This is a genomic window from Pseudomonas sp. P4_C1 (genome assembly GCF_056402155.1).
In genome coordinates this window covers 13749-27673 of sequence record NZ_JBFUHY010000067.1, presented here as the reverse complement: position 1 = coordinate 27673, position 13925 = coordinate 13749, and the positions used below count along the sequence as shown (strand labels likewise).

The 13925-nt window shown below is 59.9% G+C and carries 13 protein-coding genes; 9 read left to right on the top strand and 4 right to left on the bottom strand.

Annotated features, from left to right (window positions below):
• The first annotated feature begins 376 nt into the window (after positions 1–376).
• The 5 genes from acs to AC1DU9_RS24020 all read left to right on the top strand — a co-directional run bounded on the left by acs (position 377) and on the right by AC1DU9_RS24020 (position 7826).
• Positions 377–2314: an acetate--CoA ligase gene (gene acs / locus AC1DU9_RS24040; RefSeq protein WP_223463664.1), complete on the top strand. Its 1938-nt coding sequence runs from the start codon at positions 377–379 to the stop codon at positions 2312–2314.
• Positions 2315–2454: 140 nt separating this feature from the next.
• Positions 2455–3321 (top strand): oxygenase MpaB family protein, encoded by an 867-nt coding sequence (locus tag AC1DU9_RS24035; protein ID WP_223463665.1) that lies wholly within the window; start codon positions 2455–2457, stop codon positions 3319–3321.
• A 141-nt stretch (positions 3322–3462) separates the two neighbouring features.
• Positions 3463–4479 carry a class I SAM-dependent rRNA methyltransferase gene (locus tag AC1DU9_RS24030; protein WP_223463666.1) on the top strand — a complete coding sequence of 339 codons (1017 nt, stop codon included), beginning with the start codon at positions 3463–3465 and terminating at the stop codon, positions 4477–4479.
• A gap of 93 nt (positions 4480–4572) precedes the next feature.
• Positions 4573–7530 (top strand): DUF748 domain-containing protein, encoded by a 2958-nt coding sequence (locus AC1DU9_RS24025; RefSeq protein ID WP_223463667.1) that lies wholly within the window; start codon positions 4573–4575, stop codon positions 7528–7530.
• Positions 7530–7826 (top strand): DUF2845 domain-containing protein, encoded by a 297-nt coding sequence (locus AC1DU9_RS24020; RefSeq protein ID WP_223463668.1) that lies wholly within the window; start codon positions 7530–7532, stop codon positions 7824–7826. Before AC1DU9_RS24025 ends, AC1DU9_RS24020 begins: the two co-directional genes overlap by 1 nt.
• 139 nt (positions 7827–7965) lie before the next feature.
• On the opposite strand, the gene AC1DU9_RS24015 is transcribed toward AC1DU9_RS24020, so the two are convergent.
• Both AC1DU9_RS24015 and AC1DU9_RS24010 read right to left on the bottom strand, forming a co-directional pair.
• Positions 7966–8322, bottom strand: coding sequence for a BON domain-containing protein (locus AC1DU9_RS24015; protein ID WP_223463669.1), 357 nt, complete (start codon positions 8320–8322; stop codon positions 7966–7968).
• A 300-nt stretch (positions 8323–8622) separates the two neighbouring features.
• Entirely contained in the window at positions 8623–9045 is a 423-nt protein-coding gene (locus AC1DU9_RS24010; protein WP_223463670.1) for a pilin, read from the bottom strand.
• A 227-nt stretch (positions 9046–9272) separates the two neighbouring features.
• On the opposite strand from AC1DU9_RS24010, the gene AC1DU9_RS24005 reads away from it, so the two are divergent.
• Genes AC1DU9_RS24005 through yacG form a run of 4 tightly spaced genes read left to right on the top strand, consistent with a single transcriptional unit; the run spans position 9273 to position 12181 of the window.
• Positions 9273–10490 (top strand): type II secretion system F family protein, encoded by a 1218-nt coding sequence (locus AC1DU9_RS24005; protein WP_223463671.1) that lies wholly within the window; start codon positions 9273–9275, stop codon positions 10488–10490.
• Between the two features lies 1 nt (position 10491).
• Positions 10492–11364 (top strand): prepilin peptidase, encoded by an 873-nt coding sequence (locus AC1DU9_RS24000; RefSeq protein WP_223463672.1) that lies wholly within the window; start codon positions 10492–10494, stop codon positions 11362–11364.
• A complete protein-coding gene (coaE, locus tag AC1DU9_RS23995) occupies positions 11361–11984 on the top strand; it encodes a dephospho-CoA kinase (RefSeq protein WP_223463673.1) in 624 nt (207 codons plus the stop codon). The genes AC1DU9_RS24000 and coaE overlap by 4 nt, the downstream gene beginning before the upstream one ends.
• The gene (yacG, locus tag AC1DU9_RS23990) at positions 11981–12181 is read left to right on the top strand and encodes a DNA gyrase inhibitor YacG (protein WP_218432541.1); all 201 of its coding nucleotides are present in this window, start codon (positions 11981–11983) and stop codon (positions 12179–12181) included. Before coaE ends, yacG begins: the two co-directional genes overlap by 4 nt.
• Before the next feature lie 34 nt (positions 12182–12215).
• Here the strand turns inward: yacG and AC1DU9_RS23985 are convergent, their stop codons facing one another.
• Together AC1DU9_RS23985 and AC1DU9_RS23980 are read right to left on the bottom strand one after the other, a co-directional pair.
• On the bottom strand, positions 12216–12905 hold the full coding sequence (locus AC1DU9_RS23985) for an energy-coupling factor ABC transporter permease (RefSeq protein ID WP_223463686.1): 690 nt from the start codon (positions 12903–12905) through the stop codon (positions 12216–12218).
• Positions 12906–12976: 71 nt separating this feature from the next.
• On the bottom strand, positions 12977–13909 hold the full coding sequence (locus tag AC1DU9_RS23980) for a LysR family transcriptional regulator (protein WP_223463674.1): 933 nt from the start codon (positions 13907–13909) through the stop codon (positions 12977–12979).
• Between the last annotated feature and the right edge of the window lie 16 nt (positions 13910–13925).

The following is a 13925-nucleotide window of genomic DNA, read 5'->3' as shown; positions in this document are numbered from 1 at the left end:
GGATAACTGATGACATGAACGGCCAACCGGCCTGACGACAACCCTGGGCTCTCACACGGCTGCAAGGCCGTTCCCCTAATTAGGGTCGTTGGGCATCGATTCTCATCGAGGCGCGGGGGCCACAACCCCAACTCAGACGCCGGATAGATGAAAGCAAGCCAAACACGACATCAACAACAGTATTGCAGAAAAGGGGGTAACCATAGATGTGGGAGCGAGCTTGCTCGCGATGGCGGTGTATCAGTCAGCACTGGATTGGCTGACACTCCGCTATCGCGAGCAGGCTCGCTCCCACAGTTGCTTTGTGTACGACTTGAACCCATTGACCTCTCGGCGCATCTTAATCTTTGTCGCAATACAAGAATAAGGAACCGTCATGTTCGATATCAGCACGTTCCCCAAAGCCGATGCCGTCCGCCGGGCTGCACAATTGAGTCAAGACGACTATCAGCGCCTGTACCGCGAATCCGTTGAACACCCCAGTACGTTCTGGGCCGAACAGGCCACCCGCTTCCTCGACTGGAGCGCACCGTGGCAGACCGTCCAACGCTACGACCTGAAGACCGGTGAGGCCAGCTGGTTTGCCGGTGCAAAGCTGAACGTCAGCTACAACTGCATCGACCGGCACTTGGAAAAACGCGGCGATCAGGTCGCCATCATCTGGGAAGGCGACGACTCTGCCGACTCCACCTCCATTACCTACAAAAAACTGTATGAAAACGTCTGCCGCCTGGCCAACGTGCTGAAAAGCCGTGGCGTGAAAAAAGGCGACCGCGTGTGCATCTACATGCCGATGATTCCCGAGGCGGCCTACGCCATGCTGGCCTGTACCCGCATCGGCGCGGTGCACTCGGTGGTGTTCGGCGGCTTCTCCCCGGAATCGTTGCGTGACCGCATTCTCGACGCCGACTGCCGCACCGTGATTACCGCGGACGAAGGCGTGCGCGGCGGCAAAGTCGTGCCCCTCAAGCAGAACGTCGACAAGGCGCTGCAAAGCTGCCCGGACGTGAGCAGCGTTCTGGTGGTCGAGCGCACTAACGGGCAGGTGAACTGGGTCGATGGACGGGACATCAAGTATCAGCAGGCCCTGCGCGATGCCAGCGCCGATTGCCTGCCCGAGCCGATGGACGCCGAGGACCCGTTGTTCATCCTCTACACCTCCGGCAGCACCGGCAAACCCAAAGGCGTGCTGCACACCACCGGCGGCTACCTGTTGCAAGCCACGATGACCTTCAAGTACGTGCTGGACTACCGCGACGGCGAAGTCTTCTGGTGCACCGCCGACATCGGCTGGGTCACAGGCCACAGCTACATTGTGTACGGCCCGCTGGCCAACGGCGCGACCTCACTGATCTTCGAAGGCGTGCCGAGCTACCCGAGTACCTCGCGCTTCTGGCAGGTGATCGACAAGCACAAGGTGAACATTTTCTACACCGCCCCGACGGCGCTGCGTGCGCTGATGCGCGAAGGCCCCGAACCGTTGAAGCAAACATCCCGCGCCAGCGTCAGGCTGCTCGGTACGGTCGGCGAGCCGATCAATCCGGAAGCATGGGAGTGGTACTTCCACGAGGTAGGCGAAGAGCGCTGCCCGATCGTCGATACCTGGTGGCAGACCGAAACCGGCGGCATCATGCTCAGCCCGCTGGTCAGTGCACAGTGGATCAAACCCGGCTGCGCGACACAACCGATGTTCGGCGTGCAGCCGGTATTGCTCGACGAGCAGGGCAAGGAAATCAAAGGCGCCGGCAGCGGCGTACTCGCCTTGAAGTCCAGCTGGCCGGCGCAGATCCGCAGCGTCTACCGCGACCCGCAACGCATGGTCGACACCTATTTCAAACCTTACCCCGGCTACTACTTCACCGGTGACGGCGCAAGACGCGATGAAGATGGTGATTACTGGATCACCGGGCGCATCGACGATGTGATCAACGTGTCCGGCCACCGCATCGGCACCGCCGAAGTGGAAAGCGCCCTGGTGCTGCACGAGAGCATCGCCGAAGCCGCTGCAGTCGGTTACCCCCACGACATCAAGGGCCAGGGCATCTATGTCTTCGTCACGCCCATGAATGGCGTCGAAACCAACGATGAACTGAAGAAAGAATTGCTGGCCCTCGTCAGCCAGGAAATCGGCAGTTTCGCCAAACCGGACTTGATCCAGTGGGCGCCGGCCTTGCCGAAAACCCGCTCAGGCAAGATCATGCGGCGCATTCTACGCAAGATCGCCTGCAATGAACTCGACAGCCTGGGCGACACTTCGACCCTGGCTGACCCGAGCGTTGTTCAGGGCTTGATCGACAAACGCCTGAATCAATAACGTGCCTTTGTAGGAGCGAGCTTGCTCGCGATGAACTCAAGCACGCCGCGTACATTCAGGAGAAACGCGTTACCGTTGAAGTCCATCGTCGGAACGCCGCCCGGAGCCGGCTCGCTCCTACAGAAAATTACAGAGTGTCCATGGAATTCATCCGCACCCGCATCGAAACCCAGATCATGAGCCTGAGCGGTTTGTCCCTGGGCAAACTCGACCTGGAAAACCCCAAGGGCGACCCCGGGCTGTTCGGGCCAGACTCGGTGAGCTGGCAAGTCCATGGCGATTTCAGCAGCATGCTGATCGGCGGCATCAGCGCCCTGATGCTGCAAGCCCTGCACCCACTGGCATTGGCCGGGGTTTGGGACCATTCAAACTTTCGTGAAGACATGCTGGGCCGCTTGCGCCGCACCGGGCAGTTCATCTCCGGCACCACCTTCGGTTCACGACAGGACGCAGACTGGTTGATCGAGAAGGTCCGCACCATCCATTCGCAGATTACCGGCACCGCGCCGGATGGACGCCCCTACGCGGCCAGCGATCCCGATTTACTGACATGGGTGCACGTGGCGGAAGTCAGTAATTTCCTCGCTGCACACTTGCGCTATCGCAATCCGCACCTGTCCTCAGCCGATCAGGATCGCTACTACTCTGAAATTGCCCTGATCGCCGAGCGACTCGGGGCCAGGGATGTACCCCGTTCGCGGCGGGAAATTGCCGACTACCTTGAGCGCATCCGTCCACAACTGCTGTGCGACGAGCGCAGTCGTGAAGTCCTGCGCCTGCTGCTGAACGCCCCCTCCCCCAGTCGCTTGGCCAAGCCTTTCGGCGGTTTGATGATGCAGGCCGGGATCGATCTGCTGCCGGACTGGGCAAGTGACATGCTCGGCGTCAGCCAGAACCCGCTACAACGCAAGCTGATCCGCGCCAGCGTCAATCGCAGTGCGCCGATGCTGCGCTGGGCGGTGCGCAATGGATCGGTGCAGCGGGCTAAACGACGGATGGGCCTGTAGGAGCTGGCTTGCCAGCGAAGACGATCGCGCATCAACAAATGTGCTGGATGACACACCGCTGTCGCTGGCAAGCCAGCTCCTACAGAGTTCCCCATAACTGTTAAACTCCCGCGCCCAATTCCCTCCTGCAAGGCGCCCAGCATGTCTTCCTTGAATCAGGCGCTGCGCGCCGCCCTCGATCAACGCCAGGACCTGCTCGCCGAACTGCACCACCAGGGCACCGATTGCTATCGCCTGTTCCACGGCAGCCAGGAAGGTGCCGGTGGCCTGACCATCGACCGCTACGGTCCGCAACTGATGGTGCAGAGCTTCCACCAATCGCTGGAGCGCGAGGAACTGCTGGAACTGCACGAAACGATCAATCAGCACCTGGGTTTTGACACCCTGCTGGTCTACAACGACCGCTCCCGTGGCAACTCGCGCATCGATCGCGAAGACATCGTCTACCGCGCCGACGAAGCCGCCCTGCAAGACCTGATCGGCCACGAATGGGGCCTGAACTATCGGGTACGGGGTCGCCATGCCGGGCAGGACCCGCTGCTGTTCCTCGACCTGCGCAACACCCGCGGCTGGGTCAAGGATCACAGCAAAGACAAAAGCGTGCTGAACCTGTTCGCCTACACCTGTGGTGTCGGTCTCAGTGCTGCCGCTGGTGGTGCGCGCGAGGTATGCAACCTGGACTTCGCCGAAGGCAACCTGGCGGTCGGCCGGGAGAACGGTTTACTCAATCCGCAGTTGCCGACCATGGAATTTATCCAGTCCGACTACTTCCCGGCCATTCGCCAACTGGCCGGCCTGCCGATCAGCCAGCGCCGCGGGCAAAAATTGCCGAGCTATCAGCGCCTGGAACAGCGCCAGTACGATCTGGTGCTGCTCGACCCGCCGGCCTGGGCCAAGAGCGCATTCGGCACCGTCGACCTGCTGCGCGACTACCAGAGCCTGCTCAAGCCGGCCCTGCTGACCACTGCCGACAACGGCGTGCTGATCTGCTGCAACAACCTGGCGAAAGTCAGCATGGACGACTGGCGCGAGCAGGTTTTGCGTTGCGCAGAGAAGGCCGGGCGGCCGGTGCGTGAGTGGAGCGTGATGAAGCCAGGCGCCGACTTCCCGTCGATGGATCAGCAACCACCGCTGAAAACCCTGATCCTGCAGCTATGACCGTCGTCGGAGAAATCTGAAACTTACTGAACAGGGCAATCACTTGGGAACCGGAAACGCGTGCCATACTCCAAGGCACTCCGATCCAGACAGATGAAGCCGCACATGTACAAAGGATTGATTCGCGCCACTGGCGCCTTGTTGACTGCTCTGGCCCTCTACAGCTTGCTGGGTTTTCTGATTTTACCGGGTGTCGCGCTGCGCGTTGCCAACCAGCAACTGGCCAACTACGCCACCACACCCGCCACGATCCAGCGGATCGAATTCAATCCGTTCAGCCTTGAACTGACCCTTTGGGGCTTGAACATCGGCGAGCCCGGCAAGGAGCAGGTCGGTTTCGATCGTCTGTACGCCAATCTGCAATTCGACAGCCTGTGGACCAAGGCGGTGCACCTGTCCGATGTCGAACTGGACAAGCCCAAGACCGAAATCCTGTTCAGCAAGGACGGCAAACTCAATCTGCTGGGACTGTTCAAACTGCCAGCGAGCGAACCCACACCGGCCGACCCGGATGCCAAGCCGTTTCCGCTGCGCATCGAACGGATCAAACTGGCCGGCGGCGCCGTGCACTTTGAAGATGCCCGGCCCAGCGAGCCCATCGAGTTTGTCTACGACACACTCGATTTCGAGCTGAAGAACCTCAGCACCCTGCCCGATGACAGCGCCGACATGACCCTGGTGGCCGTCGGCCCCAACGGCGGACAGATCGACTGGACCGGCAACTTCAGCCTGGTCCCGATCGCCTCCGAAGGTAAGCTGAAAATCACCGATGGCAAGATGAAAGCCTTCTGGCCCTATGTGCGCGACGCCGTGCCACTGGACCTCGAAAACGGTGTCATGAGCATCAGTACCGACTACAAACTCAGCCTGGCCAAGGAAACCGAGCTACTGCTGAGCAATGTAGCGGTCACCATTGCCCCCTTCGCGATCAAGGCCCCGGACGGCCGGCCGCTGGTGAAGCTTGAGCGCCTGGACGTCAGCGAAACCACCGTGGACCTGGCCAAGCAGCAAGTGGTGGTCGGCAAGATCCGCAGCCACAAACTGGAAACCTGGGCCGCGCTGGAATCAGACGGCCAACTCGATTGGCAGAAACTGTTCGCCAGCCAACCGTCAAAACCCACCGCCAAAGCCAAGGCGGATGCCGAACCGGCCAGCACTCCGGCGGCGGCAGACTCACCGAAACCTGAACCAGCCGCGCCAGGCAAGCCCTGGCAGGTGCTGCTCAAGGATGTGCAGTTGCGCGATTACCAGGTGCATCTGGCCGACCGCAAGGCACAACCCGCCGTCGCCCTGGATCTGAGCCCGCTGAACCTCGACCTGCAAAACTTCGACAGCCTCAACGGCTCACCCTTTACCCTCAAGCTCGATACCGGTGTGGGCAAGCAAGGCAGGATCATGGCCGACGGTGAGGTCAACCTGGCCCCGGTCAGCGCCAGACTGAAGGTCCAGACCAGGGACATCGACCTGCGGGTTGCCCAGTCCTACATCACGCCGTTCATTCGCCTGGAACTGCGCAGCGGCATGCTCGGCAGCGATCTGGCGGTCGACCTGAAAAGCACCGCCCCCCTGGCCTTCAACGTCACCGGCCGCGCCCAGGTCGATCAGTTGCATACCCTGGACACCCTGAAAACCCGCGACTTCCTCAAGTGGCAACAGGTCGTGGTCGAAGGCCTGAACTATCAGCATGGGGACAGCCTGTCGATCGACAAGATCAACCTGTTCCAGCCCTATGCGCGTTTCATGATCAACGATGATCGCACCACCAACATCGATGACCTGCTGATTGCGCAGCCAGCAGACACTGGGGCAAAACCGGCAGCGAGCAAACCGGCCAGCAATGAAAAGCCGTTGGGCATCCACATCGGCGGCATATTCATCAATGACGGTTCGGCCAATTTCGCCGACTTCAGCCTGACCCCGAACTTCGCCACCGCCATCCAGCAACTCAACGGGCAGATCGGCACCATCGACAGTCGCCAGCCGAAACCGGCCGGTGTCGACATCAAGGGCAAGGTCGATCGCTACGCGCCGGTGACCATCAAGGGCGCCGTCAATCCGTTCAACCCGATGGCCAGCCTCGACATCGCCACCAGCTTCAAACGTGTGGAACTGACCACGCTGACGCCCTACTCCGGCAAATTCGCCGGCTACCGTATCCGCAAGGGCCGGCTCAATCTCGACCTGCACTACCAGATCACTAACGGTCAGCTCAAAGCTGAAAACAAAGTGGTAGTCGAACAACTGCAACTGGGTGAAAAAGTCGACAGCCCGGATGCCGTGAGCCTGCCGCTGAAACTGGCGATTGCCCTGCTCAAGGACGTCGATGGCAAGATCTCCATCGAACTGCCGGTCAGCGGCGACCTGAACAACCCTCAGTTCAGCGTCATGCCGATTATCTGGCAGACCCTGCGCAACCTGGTCGTCAAAGCCGCGGCAGCACCGTTCAATTTCATTGGCGGGCTGGTCAACGGTGGTGGCTCGGAAGACCTGGGCAGTGTGTCGTTCGTAGCGGGTTCCAGCGATCTGAGCAAGGACGCCGAAGGCGCTTTGGACAAACTCTCCAAGGCGCTCAAGGAGCGCCCGGCCCTACGCCTGGAAATCGAAGGTACCGCCGCCCAGAACGCCGATGGCCCACTGATCGCCGAACAACGCCTGGAGCGTGAATACCAGTACAACTACTACAAAATGCTCCAGCGCCGAGGTGACAAGGTCCCGGCCCAGGCTTCGTTGCTGGAAGTGCCGGACGACGAAAAAGGCCCGCTGCTTGAAGGTATCTACCGCATCCGCCTGAAAACCCAGCCCCCTGCCGAATGGAAGGACTTGAGCAAGGAAGAGCGCACCGCAAAAATGCGCGCCGAAGTGATCAAATTCTGGAGCTCCAGTGACGTGCTGTTGCGTCAACTGGGCCAGGAACGCGCCAGCAGCATCAAGGATTACCTGGTCGACAAGACGCAGCTGGAAGACGACCGGGTGTACTTCATCGACGCCAATCTGGGCGAGGCGCAAAGTGACGGCCGCGTGGTGACACCGATGCATCTGGATGCCGAGTGATGATTCGTTGGCTGCTGGCAGGCCTGGTTCTGGCGCTATCGGCCAGTCAGGCCTGGGCCGCCGATACCCTGCGCTGTGGCAGCCAATTGATCAGCGTCGGCGATCGCTCGAGTGAGGTCTTGCACAAATGCGGTGAGCCAGTCAGCCGCGACCTGCTGGGTTACAAGCGCAGTGCCGATCGGCGCGAAGAGTTTCAGGTCGAGGAATGGACCTACGGCCCCAATGGCGGGATGTATCAATACTTGCGGTTCGAAGGTAATCGGCTGAAGCAGATCACCAGCAAACGCGGCAATTAATTAGCACTATCCAATGTGGGAGCGGGCTTGCTCCCACAATGATTTTAAGCGCTGCATATAGAGCAGGCCCCGGCAAAAATGCGCGAGGCCTGTGGTGGCCAACCTTCGTTTGGCCCCGATCCGGGCGAAAAGCCTTGCCTTACTCGGCTTTCAAGCCGTCAGCGGAAACCGCCTTGACGCCTTTGATTTTCTTGGTGATGGCCACAGCCATTTCTTTTTGCGAATCGGTCACGGCGGTGGTCGACGACAGCGATACCACGCCTTCGTTGGTTTCAACCTTGATATCGCTACCTGGAATGCCTTTTTCGGTCATCAGGTCGGCTTTGACTTTGGTGGTGATCCAGGTATCGGAAGTAGCTTCTTTCGCTTTGGTCATTTCACCGGCAGCCAGCACCATCGGCGACTGGGTTGCCTGGGTGGTTTGAGCAAACGCTGCGCTGGCCATGGTCAGGGTCAACGCGGTAGCAGCAGCGGCAGTGATAGCGAACTTCTTCATACGAGTAACTCCTGTTTTTCGGAAAAGTCTGCCGGGTGCCATGTCGGCAGGGTTACCTGGGTTATTGCGAACGCTATGCCAACTTTAAAGCAGAGAACAAAACCTTATAAATCAACCAATTATGAAATCCGCCAATTTTCGGAATCATGCAAAATGCACGAGACGCAGAAACGCTGCATGCAAGTTGCGGGTTTCTGGAAAGTTCCTAATACCCTGAATTTTCGAGCATTCTCTGTAGCTTTTGACGACGGTTCGACAAACAGGAAAAACCCCGCAATGGCGGGGATTTGATTCAGCTATTCATGCCGCAGAACCGGAACACCCTTTAGGCAAGTAGTCCTGGGAAACGCTGCTCTTACATGACCAGCCTTTGGTTTCGTCCCGTGTCAGGGTGACGGTTTTGCCCAGGACCACCCCCGGGGCATTCTGCAACGTACAAACGATTGATCCCGCCCCCTCCGCAGTTGAAGCCGTCACAGACAGGGCGCAGTGGTTAGTCGATGTCGCGCCGGCGGGCGCCACGTTGGCAATTGTCGGTGTTTCCCCCTGACTGATCACATCCTCGAACGGCACTTTCATTGCAGTCAGTTCGGCCAGCGCCGCCGTGACTTTGGCCCGAGCCTGGTATTTGGAATACATCGGCAGACCCAGTGTTGCCAGGATTCCGATGATCGCCACCACAACGAGCAACTCGATCAGGGTAAAACCTTTCTGATTGTTCATGTACAAGCTCCATGCATGAGTCGAAGGCTCATGACCTGCCCCATGGCAGCACAGCCTGTGCCAAGGCCAGAAGCCCCTGTTGGCAGGGGGCATGGCGACCGCAAAGCCCTTTCGTATTACCAGTATCAGCACTATCTGACGTTTTTTGTCACCTCACCCTTGCTGGTTTGGCTCCGTCGTTTGACTAGGCTATAAGAGCAACTCAACCGGATTACCCAGGACTGAACATGGCGGTCAAGGCAGCGAAAATCAGCGTGTATGCATGGGAAGGCATCGACCGCAAAGGCACAAAAGTGACCGGCGAGCTCAGCGCTCAAAACCCGGCGCTGATCAAGGCGAAACTGCGCAAGCAAGGCATCAGTCCGGGTAAGGTCCGCAAAAAAAACCCTTCGGTTTTCAACATGGGCAAGCGCATCAAGGCCCATGACATTGCCCTGTTCACCCGGCAAATGGCAACGATGATGAAGGCCGGCGTGCCGTTGCTGCAGTCGTTCGACATCATCGGCGAAGGCTTCGACAATCCGGCCATGCGCAAGCTGGTGGATGAACTGAAACAGGAAGTTGCGGCAGGCAGCAGCTTCGCCGCCGCCCTGCGCAAGAAGCCCCGGTATTTCGATGAGCTGTATTGCAACCTGGTGGATGCCGGCGAGCAGGCCGGTGCCCTCGACACCCTTTTGGAGCGGGTCGCGACCTACAAGGAAAAAAGCGAAAGCCTCAAGGCCAGGATCAGGAAAGCCATGACCTACCCGCTGGTGGTGGTGTTCGTCGCGGCGATTGTCACCGGGATTCTGCTGGTCAATGTCGTGCCGCAGTTCGAATCCGTGTTCAAAGGCTTTGGCGCCGAACTGCCGGCCTTCACCGTGATGGTCATTGGCCTGTCGCAATTCATGCAGGCCTGGTGGTGGGTGGTCCTTGGCGCGCTGATCACCATGGCCTTCGGCGTGCGCCACGCCCTCAGGACATCCAAGGCATTGCGTGACCGGATGGACACCTGGCTGCTGAAACTGCCGCTGGTGGGCACCCTGATGCACAAGTCCGCCGTGGCCCGGTTCGCCCGTACACTGTCGACCACTTTCGCTGCCGGCGTGCCGCTGGTGGAGGCCCTGGAATCAGTGGCCGGCGCGACCGGCAATGTCGTGTTCAAGCGCGCGGTATTGCGCATCCGGCAGGACATCTCGACCGGCATGCAATTGCATTTCGCCATGCGTACCTGCGGCGTCTTTCCGAACATGGCGATACAAATGACTGCCATCGGCGAAGAGTCTGGCACCCTGGACGCCATGCTCGACAAAGTCGCGGGGTTCTACGAAGACAACGTCGATAACATGGTCGATAACCTCACCAGCCTGATGGAGCCGTTCATCATGGTGGTGCTGGGTGTTATCGTCGGTGGACTGGTAGTTGCCATGTACCTGCCCATCTTCCAACTTGGCTCAGCGATCTGACATGCCCTTGAATGAAATTCTGATTCACTCTGCGCTGGCCTTTGTCCTTCTCGCAGGCCTCATTGGCCTGCTGGTCGGCAGCTTCCTCAATGTCGTGATCTGGCGCCTGCCGAAAATGCTCGAACGCGACTGGCGTGAGCAGGCCCATGACATTCTCGGGCTGCCTGGCGAAACGCCACTACCGACCTACAACCTGTTGCTGCCCCACTCCCAGTGCCCGCACTGCGGTCACCGAATCCGCGCCTGGGAAAACATCCCGCTGCTCAGTTATGTGTTTTTGCGCGGCCGCTGTTCAGCCTGTGCGGCAGCAATCAGCCCGCGCTATCCGTTGACCGAACTGGCCTGCGGGCTGTTGTCGGCGTTTGTTGCCTGGCACTTCGGCTTCGGTTGGCCGGCCGGCCTGATGCTGATCCTGAGCTGGGGTTTACTGGCGATGAGCCTGATCGACGCCGAACATCAGATATTGCCGGACGTACTGGTGCTGCCGTTGATATGGCTGGGGTTGATCGTCAACAGTTTCGGCCTGTTCGTGTCGTTGCACGAGGCGCTTTGGGGAGCGATCGCCGGTTACAGCCTGCTGTGGTCGGTGTTCTGGCTGTTCAAGCTGATCACGGGCAAGGACGGCATGGGCTACGGAGATTTCAAGCTGCTGGCGATGCTGGGCGCTTGGGGTGGCTGGCAGATTTTGCCGCTGACCATCCTGCTGTCCTCGCTGGTGGGTGCCATTATCGGGCTGATGCTGCTGCGCTGGCGCCATGCAAAAACCTCGACGCCAATCCCTTTCGGTCCCTATCTGGCCATTGCCGGCTGGATTGCGTTGCTCTGGGGTGGTCAAATAACCGACCTCTATTGGCAGTCTGTCGGTTTGAAATGAATAGCCCTGTGGAAAAACCCTGGATTCTCGGCCTGACCGGCGGCATCGGCAGCGGAAAAAGCGCGGCCGCCCAACACTTCATCGATCTGGGCGTGCATGTGGTCGACGCCGATCATGCCGCTCGCTGGGTAGTGGAACCCGGCCGTCCGGCATTGGCACAAATCGCCGAGCACTTCGGCCCCCGCGTGTTGCAGGCCGACGGGCAACTGGACCGCGCCGCGCTACGCAAACTGATCTTCGAAGTGCCTGAAGAACGCCGCTGGCTGGAGGCCCTCCTGCATCCGCTGATCGGCGAGGAGATCGCTCACCACCTGGCGCTGGCAAAATCGCCTTATGCGATTCTGGTTTCGCCACTGCTGATCGAGTCCGGGCAATACGCCATGACCCAACGGGTGCTGGTGATCGATGCCCCCGAACAATTGCAGATCGAACGCACCCTGCAACGTGACCAGACCAGCGAACAGCAAGTCCAGGCGATCCTCAAGGCCCAGTCCAGCCGCCAGGATCGCGTGAGCCATGCCGACGACGTCGTGGTCAATGACCGCGACCTTGCCTGGCTGCACAGCGAGGTCGAACGCCTGCATCACTTTTATCTTTCTTTGCGTGGAGGCCAGTCATGAGCCAACCAACAACTGTCGAATGCCCAACCTGTGGCGCCCCCGTGGAATGGACCGCCGAGAGCAAATTCCGGCCATTCTGCTCCGACCGCTGCAAACTGATCGACCTGGGCGCCTGGGCGTCCGAAGAGCACAAGATTCCAGTGCCTCCCGATGCCGAGGACGAGATGTTCAGCGGCGACTTCGACCCGCGTCATTGATTCCGACCGCGGCGATTTCAGGCTTTGATCCGCATCAAGGCTTGGGATCGTCGTCTTTCCAGGGTGCCGAGAGGTAACGGGTGCGGTTGAACGTCTCCAGCCATTCCGGACAAAACACCACCAGCGCACTGACGATCATGCCGTTGATAAACGCTTCGGGAAAAATGATCAGCCACAGATATCCGACAAAATCCTCCAGCCAGTACGGCATGGCAAAACGCTCGTCGAACCATAACAACCAAAGCGCCAGCAGCAGGCATAGCAACGCCGACAGCGCGGCGGCAAAGAATCCGGAAACGAAGATATACACGAAGGGATTTCGCGGCTGCGCGCGCTCCACCAGAATGGCGCAGCACTCGGTGACCAGCACCGGCAGCGCAATCAACAGCGCGCCATTGACTCCGACCGCCACCAGGTCCTGTCGACCGAGCAACACCAGCCCCGTTTGCGCCACCAGGCCGCCAACCAGCGCCAGCGGCCAGTCCAGCAGCAGGGTCACCGCCGTCATGCCAATAAAGTGATAAGACACGCCGGTATCGAAGTCCCGCCGCACCAACCACAACAGAAACAGCGCAAACACCGTTCCAAACAGCAGATGCTGACGACGGCTGTCGGTGAACAGCTCAACCCACGGCGCGCGACAGATCGCCCAGATCAACACCGGCACATAGATCAGCCAGCCGACCGCAAGGGTTTGCGATGACAGCAACTCTGCACCGATCATGGCTACGCGCGTCTCCCAGGCGAAGAACAACAGACACTCAGTCTACACCGCCGCTCGCCTGCCCTTCGACTTCAAGCCCAATGCCGCGGATCGTTCATCACCGCGTCATGTTCGGCGAACAGCTTCGGTAGCTCGGACTTGAGAAAGTCCACCCAGGTGCGGACCTTGGCATCGAGAAAGCGTCGCGAAGGATACAGCGCATACACATTGCGTTCGCGCAGGCGCCATGCAGGTAACACGCGCAGCAAAGTGCCGTCGCTCAAGGGCCGCGTCGCGGTGTAGAACGGCAGCAGGCTGATGCCCATACCCGCCTCCGAAGCCTTGACCATCGACTCGGCAACATTGCACTGAAATGTCTTGGCCGGGCTGACGGTGTGCTCGCCGTGCTCATCCTGGAAAAGCCATTGATCGCCGTACAAGGGGTCGAGCATGCGCAGACATTGATGATCGCTCAGCGCCAGCGGCTGCTGCGGCACGCCCCGGCGGTGCAAGTAAGCCGGGGAGGCACAGGGCACGCTGTAGATCTGCCCGACGGCCTGCGCAACCATTTGCGAGTCGGCAAGTTCCGGAGCGATCGAAATCACCACATCGTGCCCCTCCTCCAGGGGCTCGGGATTGCGCTGCGACAAGGTCAGCTCGAACACCACATCGGGATAAAGCTCGCTGTAGCGGGCGATCAACGGCGTGAGCAGCACACCCAGGCCGTTCATGCTGTGCACCCGCAGGCGTCCGGCCGGCTTGATATGAGCGCCACGGGCCTCGGCCGTCGCCTCATCCATGGCTTCGACGATTTGCCGGCTGCGCAGCAGGAAGCGCTCGCCGGCGTCGGTCAGGCTCAAGCGCCGCGTGGTGCGTTGCAGCAGACGCGCCTGTACATGTTCCTCCAGATCCGCCACCAATCGGGATACCTGCGCGGTCGACAGATCCAGCGCATCGGCAGCCCCGGTGAAACTGGCGCAGTCCACCACCCGGATGAACACGCGCAAGTTGTTAAGCACATCCATAAGCCCCCCTCGGGCG